The organism is Clostridium sp. (assembly GCF_036660475.1).
GTDB lineage: Bacteria > Bacillota > Clostridia > Clostridiales > Clostridiaceae > Clostridium_J.
Window position 1 is genome coordinate 1 of record NZ_JAVXAO010000025.1, and the last position, 20,133, is coordinate 20,133.

Sequence of the window (20,133 nt, forward strand, 5' to 3'; positions counted from 1 at the left end):
TGACGAAGAAATTTAACTTTACTATGTAATTTTGAGAGAACATAATTGTTTTCTTAAAACTTAATCAATACAAACTATAACCAAAGTTTGTATGAAATTAAATTTGGTAGAAGCGAATAGTTCAAGGAAACCACTGAGCGAGGAGCGGAATTTATTAAACATAAATGAGCACTGAAGTGAAGGAAGTTGACGAAGAAATATGAAGCTTATATAAAATTTAATCTGGTAATTATGCTTTTGATGGATACACCCGTTCCCATACCGAACACGAAGGTTAAGCATCAAGAGGCCGATAGTACTGCACGGGCAGCTGTGTGGGAGGGTAGGTTGTTGCCAGGTCTGAGGATCTTTAGCTCAGTTGGTTAGAGCAACCGGCTCATAACCGGTAGGTCCGGGGTTCGAGTCCCTGAAGGTCCACCATTTTTGGGGGTATAGCTCAGTTGGGAGAGCACCTGCCTTGCACGCAGGGGGTCAAGAGTTCGAATCTCTTTATCTCCACCAAAAGCAATCTTTATAGATTGCTTTTTTTTTATAGATATATTTTGAAAACTAATTTATGTATGAATAATGTTAATTTAGAGGTAGATATAATGGGTAGAATAAGACAATTTATGAGATGTATATGTGCAGATGTAAATGATAGTGATAAATTATTTATTAAATCATATCTAGATGAGGAAGAGATGTGTTTATTGAATAAATTACCTAAACACGATATAAAACATTGTATTAATGTGGCAAGAGATATAGTTAATAATGAATCTAATGAATATTTAGATGAGTTTAATATCAATTTTAAAGAATTAATAAGATCAGCGATATTACATGATATTGGGAAATTATATAAACCTTTAAATGTAGTGGAAAAGTCTATGTTAGTATTACTCGATTATTTTACAAAGGGTAAATTGAATAGATATGAAAATAAAAATTCTAATATATATATATACTATAATCATGGACAAGAGGGATATAATATATTAAAGAATAAAGGATATAATATAGAATTTTTAAATGTAATAAAAAATCATCATAATTGCAATGAAGATAGTAAGTGGTTAGAAATATTAAGACGATATGATAATAGAAATTAGCAAATTAAAATATAAATATTATGTAAATTATATATGGTTTTATATTACTTGTATGATATACTTTACATTATTGCATAAAGTATATATTGGAGGAGCCTATGACTAGTTTAAATAGAAGAGATAGCATAAAAAAGTTACTAATAATATCAGAGGAACCAGTTAAAGGTCAAACACTAGCTAATACATTTGAAGTTACACGTCAAGTTATAGTAAAGGATATAGCTATAATTAGAGCTGAGGGCATTGATGTTATATCAACACCAAAGGGGTATATGATTTTAAAAAAGGATTCGTCCAGGTTAAGAAAAATTATTGCTGTTAATCACAGTAGAGGGGATTTGAAAAAAGAACTTGAAATAATAGTAAAATATGGAGCTATAGTAGAAGATGTAATTGTAGAACATCCTTTATATGGTGAAATAAGGGGAATGCTAATGATTAAAAATATGTTTGATATAGAGAATTTTTACAATGAGTTTAAAAATTATTCAGCAGAACCATTAAGCATTTTAACGAATGGAGTTCATTTACATACAATAATATGTGAAGATGAGGATAGTTTTTCTAACATAATGTATGAATTAGATAAAATAGGTTTTTTAATTAAAGAATTATAAGAAAGAGGAGTGTGAACATTTTGAAAAAAAAGGTGAGTAGTACTATATTCACAACATTAATAATTATATTATTTTTAGCTTTTTCAAGTATAAATATAATAGTTGATTATCAGTGGTTTAGTGAACTTGGGTATATTTCAATTTATTTTACAAAGATACTAGCAATCTTAAAATTAATGATTCCTTCATTTTTAGTAATATTTATAGGGATAACATTATATTATAAGAGTTTAGTACCTAATATTAGAAAAATCAAGAAAGTGATAGAAATAGATAAAAATAGGGAAAAAAAGAATTTTAAGATATTCTTGATAATCAATTTTATAGCTTCACTATTATTTTCATTAAGCTTTGCTAGTATATACTGGTATAAAATATTGGAGTTTTCTAATTCTACAAATTTTGGAATTAATGACCCTATATTTAATAGGGATATAGCATTTTTTACATTTAAATTACCATTAATAGAATCATTATATAGTAGTGGAATATTAATATTAATATTAATGGCAATAGCAACATTTGTAACATATATAGTACTAACTGCTAAGGATAGGTTAACTAACCATGTTGGTGGAAATGTTACATTTGTAGATTTTAAATCAATAAGTAGTGGAATTACTAGTTTTGCAGGAAAGCAACTTGCTATACTATCTTCACTTGTTATGCTTATGATATCTCTAGGATATATGATTAAAGGATGGAATTTAGCATATTCACCAAGAGGGGTAGTATATGGGGCAAGTTACACAGATGTAGCTGTTTCGCTGAAATTTTTCAGGGTAATATCTATTGCTGCAATAGTATTTGCAATAATAATATTTTTTAGTATAATTGCAAAAAAAATAAAACCAATAATATTTTCGGTAATAATAGTTGGAGTATTGATTGTTGGTGAAACTTTTACAGCTGGATTAATTCAACAATTTATTGTTAATTCAAATGAAAAAACTCTAGAAAAGCCTTATATTGAAAGAAATATAGAATATACGAAAATGGCTTACAATATAGATGAAATAGATGAAATGAATTTTGAGCTTAAAAATGATTTAACTGCTGAGGGATTAAAAAATAATGAAGAAATAGTTGAAAATATTAAAGTTAATTCATATAGGCCAGCCTTAGAATTTTATAATCAATTTCAATATATAAGATATTATTATCAATTTAATGACATAGATATTGATAGGTATTATATTGATGGCAAATATAATCAAGTATTTGTTGCACCTAGAGAGATTAATTTTGATAAATTAGATGAAAATTCTCTTACATGGCAAAATAAACACTTAGCATATACACATGGTTATGGTGTTGTTATGAGTAAGGTAAACTCAGTTACAAGCGAAGGTCAACCTAATTTTATTATGAGTAATATTCCATTAGAAAACAAAACAGATATATCATTAGAAAATCCTAGAATATATTTTGGAGAAAATACTAATGATTATAGTATTGTAAATACCAAGCTAGGGGAAATAGATTACCCAGCGGGTGGAGAAAATGTAACAAATACCTATGACGGTAAAGCTGGTATAGATATGAATTACTTAAATAGAATTATATTTGCAATTAAAGAAGGTAATACTAAATTCTTATTATCTCAAGATATAACAGATGAAAGTAAAATATTACTTAATAGAAATATAGTTAAAAGAGTTAATAAAATTGCTCCATTTTTAAAATATGATAATGATCCATATGTAGTAATTAGTAATGATAGGCTTTATTGGGTTATGGATGCATATACAACAAGTAATAAATTCCCATTTGCACAACCTGTCAATGATATTAATTATATAAGAAATTCAGTTAAGGTTGTAATTGATGCATACGATGGTACCACTGATTTTTACATTACGGATGATACAGATCCTATAGCAGCAACATATTCTAAAATATTTCCAGAGTTATTTAAAGATTTAGATACATTATCTGATGATATAAAATCTCACTTTAAATATCCACAAGATTTATTCAATATACAATGTGAAGTTTTAGGTAGATATCATGTTTCAGATCCTGGTGTATTCTATAATGGTGATGATGTATGGTCAATAGCAAGTGATAAAGATACGGTTGAAGGTCAGGAATCACAAAAGACTGAAGCTTCATACGTTACTATGAAATTAGATGGTGAAGATAAGGAAGAGATGGTAATACTTGAATATTTCAACACTAAGGGAAGAGATAATATGGTTGGTATGTATGGCGTAAGAATGGATGGGGATAATTATGGTAAGATGTTCTTATACAAATTTCCAACCGGCGGAACTGTATATAGTCCAATGTTATTTAAACAAAAGATAAATCAAGATCCAGAAATATCTAAACAGCTTTCTCTTTGGGATACTAAAGGATCACAAGTTCAATTTGGAGATGTACTAATAGTTCCAATTGAAAATTCATTATTATATGTAGAACCGCTTTACTTAAGAGCATCTGGTGAGAATAGTATACCAGAGATGAAAAATGTAATAGTTGGTTATGGTGATAAATTAGTTTTAGAAAAAGATATAACAACAGCACTTGCTAAACTATTTAATATTAAAACTGATGAAAATAATGATATTAATATAGGTGAAGGTGGAGTTATTGATGGTGAAAATATAGGTAAAATACAAGATATTTACAATAAAGCAATTGAATCTCAAAGAAGTGGAGATTGGGCTAAATACGGTGAGTATATAAGTGAATTAGGAAATTTAATAAATCAATTAAACAATTAAAATTAGTATAACAGATGTTATTAGCCACTCTATAAATCCATAATTTTATATTAAGGAAGTAGGGTGGCTATAATTATAACTTATAGTTTATAAGTTAACAATATGGAGGAGTTTATGGATTATGATGTATTAATATTAGGGGGAGGAATTATAGGGTGTGCTTTAGCATATGAATTATCAAAATATAATCTCAATATCGCAGTTATAGAAAAAGATTATGATATATGTAATGATACACCATCTATAAATACTGCAACTATATACGATGGACTAGAGTGCGAAGATGAATTGTCATCTAAATTTATAAGAAAAGGCAACTTGCTTATGGAGGAGTATGCTACAAAATTTAAAGTTCCATATAAAAGATGCGGAACTTTATACATTGCTAGAAATGATGAGCAATCTAAGAATATAGATAGAATGTACAAAAGAGCACAAAATAAAAATATAAATGATGTGAAATTGATTATTGGTGACGATGTATTAGAATACGAACCTAATATAGGTAAAGGTATTTTAAAATCAATATATATACCTAATACAGGGGTTATATGTTCATATGATTTAGCTTTAGCATATGGAGAAATTGCATTTGACAATGGAGTTAATTTTAGGTTAGAAGAAGAGGTTGAATCTATAGATAAAATTAATAAAGGATTTAGAATAAAAACAAGTAGAAATAAATTTTCATGTAAAATTGTAATTGATACTACAAAAGATAAAAATTTGCAGCTGATAAATGAAGAAATAAAACCAGATAATATAGGTAAATTTCTTAAGTATATGGTAATTGATCAAAATTACAGTGAAATGTATTCTAATATTATATTTGATGTAAATGAGAATGAAAGATTATATTTAAGACCTACAATTAATAATGAAATGATAGGGGCTTATAGTAGTTATATAAATGTACCTTATGATAAGGTTGTAGAAAAATTAAAACCATTAACTAAAAAAATTAATGAAAAGGATATTAAGACAGTTTTAAATTGGATGCTCTTTGATGAACCTATAAAAATACAAGATGATATACAAGATAGTGGGTATATGAGCATAAATGTAAATCATTATGGCAAGGTTACAATGACTCCGGCATTAACATTGAATATATCTAAATTAATAGTGGAGAAATTGAATTGTAAATTAAAGAAAGATTTTAATGATAAAAGACGAGAGTATTTTAAATTTAAAAACCTATCTAATGATGATAGAAATAGAATTATTGAAGTAGATAGAAAATATGGTAATATAGTATGCCAGTGTGAAAAAGTAACAGAAGGTGAAATCGTAGATGCTATAAGAAGGCCTCTAGGTGCAAGAACAGTGACAGGTGTTAAAAGAAGAACAGGAGCTGGACTTGGAAGTTGTGACGGATGCTATTGTAAGGATAAAATTATCGATATACTAGCTAGAGAAACAGATAAGCGAATTACAGAGGTTGTTAACAATTCAAAGGATTCAATAATATTACTATCTAGAATAAAAGAATTTGATACAATGTGAGGTAATGAGAAGTGAAAGAAGCAGATATATTAACTACGGTGGTAAGAGTAAAAGGTTCTATAGAAAATAAAGTTGTTTCAGTTAGGAGTAGTGAACCAATATGCAAAGATTTATGGCTTGAATGTTCAAAATGTCTAGGCAGAATATATGTTGGACCACAAACTTCAGAGGGAGATGTTATATGTAAGAACATATTAAATACAGGTGTAGATATAATTTGTACTAAGTCTATTTACAAAAGTAAGTAAAAAACATTGACAAAGAATAGACTAAGGAATAATATAAATATATACAAAATTTATATTATAAACCGTTGAAGAGAATAGTAGTAGTAATTATATATTAAAGAGAATCAGTGGTTGGTGAAAACTGATATATATAATATTATGAATCCACCTCTAAAGGGACTGTGATGAGCAGTACGGCATCTTAAGTGTCGTTAATTTATGAGTGGAATAATTAAGTTTATTCAATTAGGGTGGTAACACGGAGTCTTTCGTCCCTTGTATGGGGTGGAAGGCTCTTTTATTATATAGAAATATAGATATTTTAATACAAAATAGGAGGAATAAAAATGATAGATTTAAAAAGAATAAGAAATAATCCAGATGAATTTAAAGCAAAGATGCAAAATAGAGGTGAGAGCTTTGATTTATCACTTATAGATGAGGTTGTGGAACTTGATCAGAAGAGACGTAATATATTAATTGAAGTTGAAGAATTAAAAAACAAACGAAATGTTACTTCAGCTGAGATTCCTAAACTAAAGAAGCAGGGCATAGATGTATCAGAAACAATGAAAGAAATGAAACTTCTTTCAGATACTATAAAGAATTATGATTTAGAGCTTAATGAGATAGACCAAAAGTTAGAATTTATAATGTTTAGAATTCCAAATGTTCCTCATGACTCAGTTCCAAATGGAAGCACTGACGATGACAATGTAGAAATTAAGAAATGGGGAGAGATTAAGAATTTTGATTTTGAACCAAAGGAACACTGGACAATTGGAACTGATAATAATATGTTAGATTTTGAGAGAGCTGGAAAAGTTACAGGATCAAGATTTACAGTATATAAGGGATTAGGGGCAAGACTTGAAAGATCATTAATAAACTATTTCTTAAATAAGCATACAGATGAAAATGGATATGATGAAGTTCTTCCACCATATATGGTTAACAGAGCAAGCATGATAGGTACAGGACAATTACCTAAGTTTGAAGAAGATGCATTTAAGGTTGCTGATACGGATTATTTCTTAATTCCAACAGCAGAGGTTCCAGTAACTAACATCTATAGGGATGAAACCATAGATGGAGATAAACTTCCAATAAAATATGCTGCTTATAGTGCTTGTTTTAGATCAGAAGCAGGATCAGCAGGAAGAGATACGAGGGGATTAATTAGACAACACCAATTTAACAAGGTGGAATTAGTTAAATTTACAAAACAGGAAGATTCATATACTGAACTAGATAAACTAGTAGAGGATGCAGAAAGTGTATTACAGGGATTAGGTCTTCCATATAGAATAGTGAGAATCTGTAGAGGCGATTTAGGCTTTACTGCAGCATTAAAATATGATATCGAGGTATGGATGCCAAGTTACAATAAGTATGTAGAAATATCAAGCTGCAGTAATTTTGAAGATTTTCAATCAAGACGTGCTAATATAAAGTATAAGGATGATCAAAAGGCTAAGCCTAAATTTGTTCATACTGTAAATGGTTCAGGTGTAGCTATAGGAAGAGCACTAGCAGCGGTACTTGAGAATTATCAAAATGAAGATGGTACAGTAACAGTACCAGAAGTATTAAGACCATATATGGGGTGTGACTTAATTTCCAAGTAAATAATATATTATTAAAGATTCCATTAGATGAAATTTAACTAATGGAATCTGTTTTTATTTTATTAAATTACAGCACATGATAACATCAAAGATTCAAAGAGATTTTAAGGAAATGAAAAATTTAAAAAAATATGTTGACATATGAGCCATTTGTTGATAAAATAATCATTGTAGGAAATGGAGAGATGGTCGAGTTGGTTTAAGGCACCGGTCTTGAAAACCGGCGTACGTGTGAGCGTACCTAGGGTTCGAATCCCTATCTCTCCGCCATATTTTTAAATTGGAGAAATACTCAAGCGGCTGAAGAGGCGCCCCTGCTAAGGGCGTAGGTTGGGTAACCGGCGCGAGGGTTCAAATCCCTCTTTCTCCGCCATTTAAAAATAAACCTGCAAATAAAACTTAATATGTTAAAATCATGTTTATGATTTTAGGTAATATTTATATTACGGAGAGATGGTCGAGTTGGTTTAAGGCACCGGTCTTGAAAACCGGCGTACGTGTGAGCGTACCTAGGGTTCGAATCCCTATCTCTCCGCCATATTTTTAAATTGGAGAAATACTCAAGCGGCTGAAGAGGCGCCCCTGCTAAGGGCGTAGGTTGGGTAACCGGCGCGAGGGTTCAAATCCCTCTTTCTCCGCCAGAATAGTGTGTAGTAATTACTACACACTATTTTTAAATTATTTTATTCAAAATAATTATTGTAATCATTGTTTATATATGATATTATGTAATAGTTATTTAAGAACATATGGGGTGTTAGTTAAATGGATATAACATACGGCTACGGACCGTATATTGCGGGTTCGATTCCTACACGCCCTACCATATTGAGTCATTGTAAGATTATCTTACAATGACTTTTTTTTATGCAACACTATAAAAAATAAAACAATATTAGTACATTTTAATATAAATGTATATAAAAGTATATAATGGTATAAAGATTAAAGAATTATAGGCGATAATAGATATATGCAATTATATATGTTTGGAGGGGATCTTTATGCGTAATAATAGACAGAACAATAACTTGGCAAAATATAGAAAAAATATAGCTAATTTTATTAAAAACATTACCGTTAAGTTAAATAGATTTGTTAAGTCTAAGATAGATAAGAATACAATGGTAAGAGGTAAATCATATAAAGAAAAGAAGAAGAGTAGAAATATAAAAGATATATCAATGGTTTACAAAAATGATAAAATTAGAATTAAGGGTATTAGTGTAAAAAATAAAATTCTCATTAGCATGATAAGTATAACAATTATTTCCATGGTAATAATAAGTGTTTTAATGTATGTTAATTCATCTAAGGTAATTTTAAATCAAAGTGAAAGTGAAATGGAGAATATTACAACATCATCTATTCAAACAATATCCGTAATGATGGATAAAGTTACAAATGAAGCTTTTGCTATTTCAAATTCTAGTGAAAATATTAATATATTAAAGAATTTAAAGAGTAAGGAGCAAGAGGTATTAACGAAAAATATAGATGAAATTAAATTAAATAATAAAGCATTTATTGAATATAAATCCAAAAATACTCATGTTGATAGAATATCTCTAGTTGATACTGGAGGAAATATTATATCAGATAGTGAAGAAAATTTGATAGGTAAAGTTGAAATTGATAACATATATCACAGTACTAGTTCTAGTGGTAGTAAATATATAAGTAATACAATGAAATCTGTAAAAGGAGATAAAAGTGTAGTTGTATTCACATATCCAATACGTGATAGTAATAATTATAATAAGTGTTTAGGTTATGTAGCATTACATGTGTACACAGAGAGTTTTTCATCATATATAGAAAATATCAACATAGATGGAAAAGAAAGTAGTCATGCATATCTAATTGATGAAACTGGTAATTTAATATATCATTCTGAAAATGAAAAGATAGGTCAACAGATAGAAGTAGAGGATATAAAATCTATAGTTGATAAGGTAATGAAGGGTGGAAAAGTAGAAACTGATTCAATAGAATATATAAATAATAATAGAAAAGTTATATCATCATATGGTGTAGTACCTAGAGTTAATTGGGTAATGGTTATAGATGTAGATAGAAGTGATATAAGGAAACCTATATTAGATATGGTAAAACAAATTGTGGTTGTAGCAGTAGTAATGATTATCATTGCATCAATTATAGTAATAATTATGGCTAAGATAATAATAGATCCGATTGTAACTGTGGCAACATTGGTGAATAAAACTGCTAAGTTAGACTTAAGTGACGATAACTTACCTAATATAAAATCTAAGGATGAGATAGGTGCTATATATAGTTCTATATTAAAGATGAGGGAATCATTAAGAGATGTAGTTGGAGAAATAGCATCAACAACTGAAAGGTTAGCTTACAATGTTAATATAGTAGAAGAATCTACTGAGAATTTAAAAATTAAAGCTGATGAAGCTTTAATAGAAACAGAAAGTGTTTCTTCAGGAATTGAGGAAACATCAGCTACATCAGAAGAAATTGTAGCATCATCGTCAGAGATGATGAAGAGTGTAGAAAATATAGCAAATGAAGCTTTATCTGGATATGAAATAACTAAAGATATACTAAATAGAGCTCAGAAGATAAAATCAGGTGCTGTAGAAACTAAAGAAAAATCAAATAATATATATAATAGTGTTAAAAAGGAATTAGATGTAGCGATAGCCAGTTCTAAGGAAGTTAAACAGATTGATGAACTAGCGGACTCTATTCTTAAAATAACACAACAAACTAATTTACTAGCACTTAATGCAGCAATAGAAGCAGCAAGAGCTGGAGATGCAGGTAGAGGATTTTCTGTTGTTGCAGATGAAGTAAGAAAGTTAGCAGAAGAATCTGGAAGAACGGCAACTGATATACAAAGGGTTGTTAAGATGGTAAATAAATCTGTAGAAAATTTAGCTCTTAGTTCAGGAAAGATGATTAACTTCATTGAAAAACAAGTAATACCTGATTACGATAGAAATATAAAAGAAGGTATTCAATATGAGAATGATGCAGATAAATTTAATACATTTATGAATGAATTTAGTAATGAGGCAGAAACACTTCATGAGGCAATTGAGGGTATTGTTAGAGCTTTAGATGAGGTATCACAAACAGTAACAGAGGGTGCTATGGGAGTATCATCTATATCATCAAAAACTATGGATATAGTTGATAACATAGATGGTATAAAAAATACTGCAATAGAGAATAAAAGGAATGCAGATAATCTTAATGAGACTACACTTAAATTTAAACTATAAAAATAGGGGTAAGAATTTATATTCTTACCCCTATTTTTTCACCAAAATGAACAGCTGTTTCAATGCCTAAGCTACTCTGAGCTAATATGTCTTCATCTAAATTAACTATATTTTCTTTAAGAAAAACAATTATAGTGGAACCACCAAATTTGAAATAGCCTTTTTCATCACCACGGTTTACATTTATAGTGCTAGAATATGTTTGGATAATTGATCCTACAAAAGTTGCACCAACTTCTATATATAAAACATCATCGAAATTATCACTTTTTAGTAGGCTATATTCTCTTTTATTCTCTGAAAATACATTACTGATATTCTCGAGAGCCACAGGATTAACAGAATAATAGTGGCCATTTATAATCTTTGAAGTTGAACATATTCCAGAATCTAAAAAATGAAATCGATGATAATCAGTTGGGCAGAGTCTAAATATTAAACAAGTACCATTTTTATAGGTATCACTAATTGATTTGTTTTTAATTAATTCATCTATATTATACTTAAATCCTTTTACAGAAAATGAAGTATCAGAATTAATTTTATTTATGGCTAATAATTTTCCATCACATGGAGATATAAATGTATTTTGATTATCAGATATTGAACGACTGTTTGAAGTGAGTTCTCTGTAGAAAAAATCGTTGAATGACGTATATTCATCTATATTTTTAGCGTAATCCTTCATGTCTATATTGAAATCTTTAACAAAGTTTGAGATATAAGATTTACTAATTTTCATGTCACAAAATCGTCCATATATAGTAGTTAAAAACTTACGCTTTGCAATACTAGGAAGAAAATGCTTGCCTAGTGTATTGTTATATATAAGTGATAAAGCTCCATCACCAGCAACAGATTCGATTTCATAGGTTTTATTTTTTCTGTTATAATATTTTATCATAAAATCACCTCTAAATTTAAATGTTAAACTAATTTAACGTTAGATTTATTATATCACAGAAGAAACATGGAATTTACTATTAATACATTTCATAAAATAAAAAACTACAGGCTATTTAAATTAAGATGAATTTAAATAAACTGTAGTTTTTAGTTAATTAGATTATTAGATTATTAGATTACTTCACTATTAGTAAGTTTTCTCATATCTTCATCAGATGGTTTTTCACTTCTTTTTTTAAAGAAATCTTCAGCAATTTGTGGGAATGCTAAATAAGAAAGTACATCTTCTTCGCTAGAGATTATATCCTTTAAATCCTCTTTTGTCTTTAAGAAAGCAGGCTCTAAACTATCAGCAAATCTTCCTTTAATAGGAGAATCATTACCAAGGGCCTTTTTAAGAACATCTTCATTTATTTTACCAGGAGCTTTACCATATTCTCCTCTACAATAAGCTTTAACTTCTTTAAGAACCATTTTATATCTTTCGCCAGTTAATACGTTAACAGTAGCTTGAGTTCCAACCATTTGGCTCATTGGTGTAACAAGTGGTGGAAAACCTAAATCTTCTCTTACTCTTGGTACTTCTGCAAGAACTGCGTCAAGTTTGTCTATAGAATTTTGAGCTTTAAGCTGAGAAATCATATTAGACAACATACCACCAGGTATTTGATTTGTTAAACCTTCTGGTTGAGGAGTTAAAACCATAGGATCTAGAAGTCCAGATTTTAATACTTTCTCTCTAACAGGTTTAAAGAAATTGTTTATATCAGTTAATTTATCTACATTAACACCAGTTGTAAATCCAGCAGTTTCTAATGCGTGATACATTGTTTCTGTTGGTGGTTGAGCTGTACCGCTTGAGAATGAAGAAATTGCAGTGTCAATTCCATCTATACCAGCCTCAGCAGCCTTATAGTATGACATTTCAGCAATACCATTTGTACTATGAGAGTGTAAGAATACAGGTATTTTCACAGTTTCTTTTATACTTTTAACTAGGTCATATGCGATAGAAGGCATTATAAGTCCAGCCATATCTTTTATGCATATAGAGTCTGCACCCATATTTTCAAGCTGTTTTGCAAGGTTTGTATAGTTGTTAACATCATGAATTGGGCTTACAGTATAAACTATAGTTCCTTGTGCATGAGCTTTTAGTTTTTTTGTCTCATCCATAGCAACTTCTATGTTTGTAAAGTCATTTAAAGCATCAAAAATTCTTAGTATGTCAATACCATGATATACTGACATTTTAACAAATTCTCTAACAACATCATCGGGATAATGTTTATAGCCTAAAATGTTTTGACCTCTTAGTAACATTTGAAGTGGTGTTTTTGTAACTATTTTCTTTATGTTTTTTAATCTTTCCCATGGATCTTCATTTAAGTATCTAAGACAAGAGTCGAATGTTGCGCCCCCCCAACATTCTAATGAATAATAACCTGCATTATCCAACTCTTTAAGAATTGGTGCGAAATCTTCAAAAGGAAGTCTTGTTGCTATAAGAGATTGATTGGCATCTCTAAGTACCGTTTCTGTTATATTAATTTTTTTCATCCTAAATCACCTCTGAAATTTTTATTGCATAATTATAATATATTAGTATTTTAACACAGTTTAAAATAAAAAACTGCAATAAATAAGTTATTTTTCTGACAAATATGAATAAATTTATTTAATATACAATTCGTCATAATAAAATACATTTATATGTAAATATTATTATGATAAACAGCTTATAAATTTAAGATTTCATAACAAAATATAGAAAATGGTCTATTGACTAAAAATAGATATATCATTATAATGATTAGTAGATACATGCGCCCGTAGCTCAGTAGGATAGAGCATCCCCCTCCTAAGGGGAAGGCCGGAGGTTCGACTCCTCTCGTGCGCACCAAACTTAGTAAACTTGTGTTACTAAGTTTTTTTTATAGATTAAAAAGGTATAATGATATACTAGCAAGTTACTTAAAGGAGAATAACCCATGAAAAATTATTTTCTAGAAGAAGCTATTAATCAAGCCAGAATTGCAAGAAGTAAAAATGAAGTCCCGGTAGGTGCAGTAATAGTGAAAGATAATAAGATAATATCTACGGGGTATAATACAAAGGAGTCTACTAATGATCCTACTGATCATGCAGAAATAATAGCGATAAAAGGTGCAACTAAGGTTATTGGTGATTGGAGACTTAATGAATGTGATATGTATGTAACATTGGAGCCGTGTACAATGTGTGCAGGTGCAATTGTGCAAAGTCGTATAAGACACCTATATATAGGAACTTTTGATCCAAGAGCAGGTGGATGTGGATCTGTATTCAATATAACTCAAAGCGAGCACTTAAATCATTGGGTAGATGTAAATTGGCTTTACAATGAAGAGTGTAGTAAGTTATTAGAAGAGTTTTTTAAAGAAAGGAGGGATAGGTAAATGAGTGATGAATCAAAGGATGAGTTGTTAAGACAATTAGTATTAGATAAGTTTACAAAGGTATGCCCGTGCAAAGTAGTAACAAGGGCAGCTATAAAAAAGGCTATATCAGAAGGGGCTACAACTGTAGAAGAAGTTAGCAAGACAACAGGTGCATGCACTGGTAGCTGTAAGGGAAGAAGATGTAAAGATAAAGTTAAAGAGTTAATAAAAGAATACAAATAAATACCTCAATAGGTTATAATATTATAAAAAGCATTGAGGAGGGGAATATATGAATCCAGTAGCATTTAATATCTTTGGAATGCCAGTAATGTGGTATGGTATTATAATATGTTCAGGCACTATGCTTGCATTATTATTAAGCCAATATACTTCTAAGTTAAAGGGAATAAGCTATGATGATGTATTAACTATATTTTTAATAACATTTCCAATAGCAATAATTGGAGCTAGGCTTTACTATGTTATTTTTGAATTTAGTTATTATAAAGATAACTTGATAGATATACTTAATATAAGACAAGGTGGACTTGCTATTCATGGTGGATTAATTGCAACATTTATAGTTGTATATATATGTGCTAAGAAAAAGGGATTAAAATTTTTAGCATGTCTTGATATGACAGCACCATGTATAATTTTAGCCCAAGCAATTGGAAGATGGGGAAATTTCTTTAATCAAGAAGCTCATGGTGGAGAAGTAACTAAAGCGTTTATAAGTAAATTTCCAGAATTCATTCAAAGCGGTATGTTTATCAATGGAAATTATTATCATCCAACATTTCTATATGAATCTATATGGAATTTGATAGTTTTCTTCATATTATTCTATATGTTGCATAAGGTAAAAGAAAATGGAGTTGTAGCGTTAAGTTATATAGGTCTTTATTCTATAGGACGATTCTTCATAGAAGGTCTTAGAACAGATAGTCTTATGGTATATGGACTTAGAACAGCACAAATAGTAAGTATATTAGGAGTAGCAATATGGATTATAGGATTAGCAATAATCTATAGAAAGAACAATAGAAAAAAATATACTATTCCTCATATTTAAATACATTAATAAAACCTTTGTAACTAAGTGATATTTTAAAATAAAAAATTTACGTAGTCACAGAGGTTTCCTTTAAGAATTTTTATAAGAATTATATTTTACTAGGTGGCAACACTATTGATATAATAGAATATACATTAATTTTATGATTAGTTAGAAAATATTTTACTTGAAACAAGAGATTTTAAAGAGTATAATAAGAAATACATGATATGGAGAGATGTCCGAGTGGTCGAAGGAGCACGCCTGGAAAGCGTGTATAGGGGCAACTCTATCAGGGGTTCAAATCCCCTTCTCTCCGCCATGTCGTGCTAGATGGGGAGTCAGCGGTGCCCTGTAACCTGCAATCCGCTACAGCGGGGTTGAATTCCTTGCTTAGGTTTTAATCTGTATGGTCTGGCCTATATAAGTGGCGTTGAGAATTGGGCCCCACGCAATGGAAACTCATGAACCTCGTCAGATCTGGAAGGAAGCAGCGATAAGTGAGACCTTCCATGTGCCGTGGACCAACCTGGTTTGAGTTAACTGTATAGGTAACGCATATAGATTAATTATCGAAGCAAGGTGCACGACTTTATTTTAAGATGTTTAATACATCTTTTTTTTTACTTTTTTTTAAATTATAGAATTAAGTTGAGGATTAGTTTTAAGTATGTATATCTATTTAAAACTATAAAATTAACACATTAAAATGATAATATTTAGAATATAGAGTTCAATGGATTACTTCACATAAGTTGGTAAACAATATATAATAGAATTAATATAAATTTTAATTTAAAATGTGCAATTTAGAATTTAAGATAAATTATAAAATTATTGTAATGTCACAATGGTTATAAGGAGTGAGAATACATGGGTTATAGAGCACTTTATAGAGAGTGGAGACCAAAGGATTTCAATGATGTAGTAGGTCAACCACACATAACAACTACACTTAAAAATGCAATACAAAATGATAGGATAGCTCATGCATACTTACTATGTGGTACACGAGGAACAGGAAAGACTTCAACGGCAAAGATATTAGCAAAGGCTATAAATTGTCTTAATCCTATGGAAGGTGAACCTTGTAATGAATGTGAAATGTGTAAAAATATCAATAAAGGTGTTGCTATAGATGTTACTGAATTAGATGCAGCATCACATAATAGCGTTGATAATATAAGAGATATAATTGACGATGTTCAGTACCCACCACAAGAAGCAAAGTATAAGGTATTTATAATAGATGAAGTTCATATGTTGTCAATTGGGGCAGTTAATGCATTTCTTAAGACATTAGAGGAGCCACCGAGTAGAGTTATATTTATACTTGCAACAACAGATCCACAGAAGCTTCCAATAACAATATTATCAAGATGTCAGAGATTTGATTTTAAAAGAATAAGTAGTGAAAACATATTCTTAAGATTAAAACAAATAGCTAACTCATTATCAGTGGACATTGAAGATGATAGTTTAAGACTATTATCTAGAATGTGTGATGGTGCAATGAGAGATGCTCTATCAATATTAGATCAAGCTATTTCTATAAACAATAAAGTTACGTATGATGATTTAGTAGATATGCTTGGAATAACTACTAATGATAGTATGGTATCTATAGTAGATTTTATTATAAGCAGAGATACAGAAGATTGTATTAGAGTTGTGAATAAGTTAATTTCAGATGGTAAAGATGTTTCTATATTAATTAGAGATTTAATAACACATATGAGGAATATCCTTATGGTTAGTGTTAGTAATAATCTTGAAGATGTATTAGATATGTCAATAGAGAACATAGAAGGTATAAGGAACCAGAGTACCAGAATTAGAGTAGAAGAGATAATGAGGTGTATAAGCATTCTTCAAGAAGCTGAAGATAATGCAAAGGGTACAAAACAAGCTAGGATATATTTAGAACTTGCAATAATAAAGATGTGTAAAATAAAATATGATACATCAATTGAAACGGTATTATCAAGATTAAATATGTTAGAAGAAAAAATATCATCAGGAAACATAACGGTGCAAGGTGCTATAAGTGAAGTAAAGCAAATAAAGCCTGAAATAGGGAATAAAATAAATAGAGAAAATGAATTGAATCAGGTTAAAATAAATAAATCAAATTCAGAGAATGAACCTATAGTAAATGTTAATAGCAAACTTAGTGTAGATGTAATTAGAAAATCATTTAAAGACATACAAAACATTCTTAAACAAAAAAATAACATTGTATTAGCTACAGCATTAATGATGGGAAGAGTTCAAGGGTTTAGTAATGGGGTAATTACTATAGGATTTACGAAACAATATAATTTTCACAAATTGAGACTTGAAAAAGATGAATATAGAAAAACTATTAATGATATTTTCTCGGAGGCACTAAAGGAACGTGTCACTGTAACTTATGATATAGAGGATGATGGCGAAGCTAAAGAAGTTGATAAAGAAAAAATGTTATCAGACATATTTCCAGAGAGTTTAGTTGAAATATATGATGAATAAAAAAGTGTTTTAATAATATGATTATTACATTATAATATTATATATAATAATCATAATGAGGATATAATTTTAAGGAGGGTATTACAATGGCAAAAGGTGGATTTCCAGGAATGGGTGGAAATATGAATAATTTAATGAAGCAGGCACAAAAGCTACAAAAACAAATGGAGGATGCTCAAAAAGACTTAGAAACTAAGGAGTTTGAAGCATCAGTTGGTGGTGGTGCTGTGACAGTAACAGTAACAGGAAAGAAAGTTATAAAGGATATAGTAATTAAGCCGGAAGTCGTTGATCCAGATGATGTAGAGATGTTACAAGATTTGGTTTTAACAGCAGTTAATGAAGCTCTAAAAAAAGCAGAAGATGAAACAAATGAATCAATGGGTAAATTAACAGGTGGACTTAATATGCCTGGATTATTTTAATTAGATGGCAAATTTGGAGTTTTATCCTGTTGCAATAGAAAAATTAATTGAAGAATTCGGGAAACTACCTGGCATTGGAAGTAAAACTGCACAAAGACTTACTCTACATATTTTAAATCTTCCAAGAGAAGGTGTTGAAGAGTTTGCAAATGCTTTAATAAAAGCAAGGGGTACTATAAAGTATTGCTCGATATGTGGTAATTTTACAGATAGTGATCCATGTGCGATATGTTCAAATCCGAATAGAGATAAAAGCACTATATGTGTAATAGAACAACCTAAAGATATTATGACATTAGAGAAGGTTAGGGAATTCAATGGTGTATATCATGTGCTTCATGGAGCTATATCACCAATGAATGGTAGAGGACCGGACGATATAAGGCTAAAAGAGCTTATAACTAGGGTGAATGATGACTTGAAAGAGATTATAGTTGCAACAAATCCTAATATAGAAGGAGAAGCTACAGCTATGTATATTTCTAAGATTTTAAAACCTTTTGGAATTAAAGTTACAAGAATAGCTCATGGAATTCCAGTAGGTGGAGAATTAGAGTATGCAGATGAAGTTACATTATCAAAAGCCTTAGAAGGTAGAAAAGAAATATAAGTAAATTTAAATATAATATAAAGAGATAGATGAAATTTTCATCTATCTCTTTATATTTAAGTAGAAACTTTAATAAATGGTAGATACATTACATATACTAGATGTTCTAATGTATAGAAATTTAGAAAAATATCATAAATAAATCAATTAAATTTTAATATGGTATAACACAAGAAATATATGTCAAAAATTATATATATGAATATATATTGGAGGTACTATATGGATAGGAATAAAATAATGGAAATTATGATGTTTAATAATATTTATACAGAGGAACAATGCGAAATAATAAAAGGAATTCAAAATTCTATAACTGAAATAGAAGTTGCGAGAAGCTGTTTTGATAATGTAGGTGATCCTAATTTAATTGATATTGCTATATATAAAGAAAATGAGGCAAAATCTAGATATGTATATTTCTTGGCTCAAGCAAAGGAGAAGGGTATAACTGTAAATGCGAACTGTATGATAGAAGAATTAAATTATTATTCAAAGTAGTAATTTTAAGTTTTGAATTTGATATAATATTAAAGAAGGGGTGGGATATTATGCAAAGTATAATGGTGTTTATAATAGCTATAGTTGCTGTATTTATTATTGGTAAAGTGTTTGCTTGGCCATTAAAGGTGTTGTTAAATCTAATTATTAATGGAATAGGTGGAGGAATACTGTTATGGCTTATAAATTTAATTGGTAGTAATTTTGGGCTTACTATACCTATTAATGCAATAACAGCTTTAATAGCAGGTATATTAGGTATTCCAGGTGTGTTATTTTTAATAATACTTAACTATATAAGGTAATTAAATTAAGGAGTGTATAATTTTACGAGATTATATGCTCCTTATCGCTATTAACATAATGCTAAAATAAATTAATTAGCAAGGTCAAAATATAAAGTTTATGTTAGCTATTTATTACTCAATAAATACTGATATTATTGATATAGATTAGGTGGGACAAGAAATTCAACCAATACTTATCCTAGTGTATCAATATGAGTAATTTGTAGCATTATAAAGAAATATATAGTATATAGTGTATATTTTTGGTGTAAGGGGAGAATAACTATACTGTAGGATTAAAAACCATGGTATTATAAGTCTTGTCGCTGAGAGATGCGGCAAAGAAACA

General features: G+C 29.4%; 17 protein-coding genes, 9 tRNA genes, 1 rRNA gene, 1 other RNA gene and 1 other annotated feature. Of the genes, 26 read left to right on the plus strand and 2 right to left on the minus strand.

What is annotated here, in order from left to right:
- The first annotated feature begins 221 nt into the window (after positions 1-221).
- From rrf to RSA29_RS18370, 15 genes are all read left to right on the plus strand, one after another.
- Positions 222-339 (plus strand): 5S ribosomal RNA (rrf, locus tag RSA29_RS18300).
- A 4-nt stretch (positions 340-343) separates the two neighbouring features.
- Positions 344-420, plus strand: a tRNA-Ile gene (locus RSA29_RS18305).
- Positions 421-425: 5 nt separating this feature from the next.
- A tRNA-Ala gene (locus RSA29_RS18310) sits at positions 426-501 on the plus strand.
- A gap of 59 nt (positions 502-560) precedes the next feature.
- Positions 561-1,094: an HDIG domain-containing metalloprotein gene (locus RSA29_RS18315; protein WP_346944621.1), complete on the plus strand. Its 534-nt coding sequence runs from the start codon at positions 561-563 to the stop codon at positions 1,092-1,094.
- A 98-nt stretch (positions 1,095-1,192) separates the two neighbouring features.
- On the plus strand, positions 1,193-1,711 hold the full coding sequence (locus RSA29_RS18320) for a transcription repressor NadR (RefSeq protein WP_346944622.1): 519 nt from the start codon (positions 1,193-1,195) through the stop codon (positions 1,709-1,711).
- A 20-nt stretch (positions 1,712-1,731) separates the two neighbouring features.
- The gene (locus tag RSA29_RS18325; RefSeq protein WP_346944623.1) at positions 1,732-4,440 is read left to right on the plus strand and encodes a UPF0182 family protein; all 2,709 of its coding nucleotides are present in this window, start codon (positions 1,732-1,734) and stop codon (positions 4,438-4,440) included.
- 114 nt (positions 4,441-4,554) lie between these two features.
- The gene (locus RSA29_RS18330) at positions 4,555-5,946 is read left to right on the plus strand and encodes an FAD-dependent oxidoreductase (RefSeq protein WP_346944624.1); all 1,392 of its coding nucleotides are present in this window, start codon (positions 4,555-4,557) and stop codon (positions 5,944-5,946) included.
- A gap of 11 nt (positions 5,947-5,957) precedes the next feature.
- Positions 5,958-6,194 carry a DUF1667 domain-containing protein gene (locus RSA29_RS18335; protein WP_346934432.1) on the plus strand — a complete coding sequence of 79 codons (237 nt, stop codon included), beginning with the start codon at positions 5,958-5,960 and terminating at the stop codon, positions 6,192-6,194.
- Between the two features lie 56 nt (positions 6,195-6,250).
- Positions 6,251-6,453 (plus strand) — a binding site (T-box leader).
- Between the two features lie 67 nt (positions 6,454-6,520).
- Positions 6,521-7,801: a serine--tRNA ligase gene (gene serS, locus RSA29_RS18340; protein WP_346944625.1), complete on the plus strand. Its 1,281-nt coding sequence runs from the start codon at positions 6,521-6,523 to the stop codon at positions 7,799-7,801.
- Between the two features lie 179 nt (positions 7,802-7,980).
- Positions 7,981-8,071, plus strand: a tRNA-Ser gene (locus RSA29_RS18345).
- Between the two features lie 12 nt (positions 8,072-8,083).
- Positions 8,084-8,174 (plus strand) — tRNA-Ser (locus tag RSA29_RS18350).
- A gap of 74 nt (positions 8,175-8,248) precedes the next feature.
- A tRNA-Ser gene (locus tag RSA29_RS18355) sits at positions 8,249-8,339 on the plus strand.
- Between the two features lie 12 nt (positions 8,340-8,351).
- Positions 8,352-8,442, plus strand: a tRNA-Ser gene (locus tag RSA29_RS18360).
- 110 nt (positions 8,443-8,552) lie between these two features.
- A tRNA-Arg gene (locus RSA29_RS18365) sits at positions 8,553-8,627 on the plus strand.
- A 178-nt stretch (positions 8,628-8,805) separates the two neighbouring features.
- A complete protein-coding gene (locus RSA29_RS18370; RefSeq protein ID WP_346944626.1) occupies positions 8,806-11,064 on the plus strand; it encodes a methyl-accepting chemotaxis protein in 2,259 nt (752 codons plus the stop codon).
- Positions 11,065-11,080: 16 nt separating this feature from the next.
- On the opposite strand, the gene RSA29_RS18375 is transcribed toward RSA29_RS18370, so the two are convergent.
- Entirely contained in the window at positions 11,081-11,968 is an 888-nt protein-coding gene (locus RSA29_RS18375; RefSeq protein ID WP_346944627.1) for a phosphatidylserine decarboxylase, read from the minus strand.
- Between the two features lie 173 nt (positions 11,969-12,141).
- Complete coding sequence (locus RSA29_RS18380) at positions 12,142-13,530, minus strand: pyruvate carboxylase subunit B (RefSeq protein WP_346944628.1); 1,389 nt, start codon at positions 13,528-13,530, stop codon at positions 12,142-12,144.
- 266 nt (positions 13,531-13,796) lie between these two features.
- Here RSA29_RS18380 and RSA29_RS18385 point away from each other — a divergent pair.
- The 11 genes from RSA29_RS18385 to RSA29_RS18435 all read left to right on the plus strand — a co-directional run bounded on the left by RSA29_RS18385 (position 13,797) and on the right by RSA29_RS18435 (position 19,802).
- Positions 13,797-13,873: transfer RNA gene (locus RSA29_RS18385), tRNA-Arg, on the plus strand.
- A gap of 88 nt (positions 13,874-13,961) precedes the next feature.
- Positions 13,962-14,408: a tRNA adenosine(34) deaminase TadA gene (tadA, locus tag RSA29_RS18390; RefSeq protein WP_346944629.1), complete on the plus strand. Its 447-nt coding sequence runs from the start codon at positions 13,962-13,964 to the stop codon at positions 14,406-14,408.
- Positions 14,409-14,633, plus strand: a complete 225-nt coding sequence (locus RSA29_RS18395; RefSeq protein WP_346944630.1) for a (2Fe-2S)-binding protein — start codon at positions 14,409-14,411, stop codon at positions 14,631-14,633. It abuts the gene before it with no gap.
- A 49-nt stretch (positions 14,634-14,682) separates the two neighbouring features.
- A complete protein-coding gene (gene lgt / locus RSA29_RS18400) occupies positions 14,683-15,468 on the plus strand; it encodes a prolipoprotein diacylglyceryl transferase (RefSeq protein ID WP_346944631.1) in 786 nt (261 codons plus the stop codon).
- 214 nt (positions 15,469-15,682) lie between these two features.
- A tRNA-Ser gene (locus RSA29_RS18405) sits at positions 15,683-15,772 on the plus strand.
- A gap of 2 nt (positions 15,773-15,774) precedes the next feature.
- An RNA gene (ffs, locus tag RSA29_RS18410) (signal recognition particle sRNA large type) lies at positions 15,775-16,040 on the plus strand.
- Positions 16,041-16,323: 283 nt separating this feature from the next.
- Positions 16,324-17,961, plus strand: coding sequence for a DNA polymerase III subunit gamma/tau (gene dnaX / locus RSA29_RS18415; protein WP_346944632.1), 1,638 nt, complete (start codon positions 16,324-16,326; stop codon positions 17,959-17,961).
- An 86-nt stretch (positions 17,962-18,047) separates the two neighbouring features.
- Entirely contained in the window at positions 18,048-18,386 is a 339-nt protein-coding gene (locus tag RSA29_RS18420; RefSeq protein ID WP_346934423.1) for a YbaB/EbfC family nucleoid-associated protein, read from the plus strand.
- A 13-nt stretch (positions 18,387-18,399) separates the two neighbouring features.
- Positions 18,400-18,996 (plus strand): recombination mediator RecR, encoded by a 597-nt coding sequence (gene recR, locus RSA29_RS18425; RefSeq protein ID WP_346944633.1) that lies wholly within the window; start codon positions 18,400-18,402, stop codon positions 18,994-18,996.
- A gap of 222 nt (positions 18,997-19,218) precedes the next feature.
- Positions 19,219-19,497 (plus strand): DUF2508 family protein, encoded by a 279-nt coding sequence (locus RSA29_RS18430; protein ID WP_346934422.1) that lies wholly within the window; start codon positions 19,219-19,221, stop codon positions 19,495-19,497.
- Between the two features lie 50 nt (positions 19,498-19,547).
- Positions 19,548-19,802 carry a pro-sigmaK processing inhibitor BofA family protein gene (locus RSA29_RS18435; RefSeq protein ID WP_346934421.1) on the plus strand — a complete coding sequence of 85 codons (255 nt, stop codon included), beginning with the start codon at positions 19,548-19,550 and terminating at the stop codon, positions 19,800-19,802.
- The last annotated feature ends 331 nt before the right edge of the window (positions 19,803-20,133 follow it).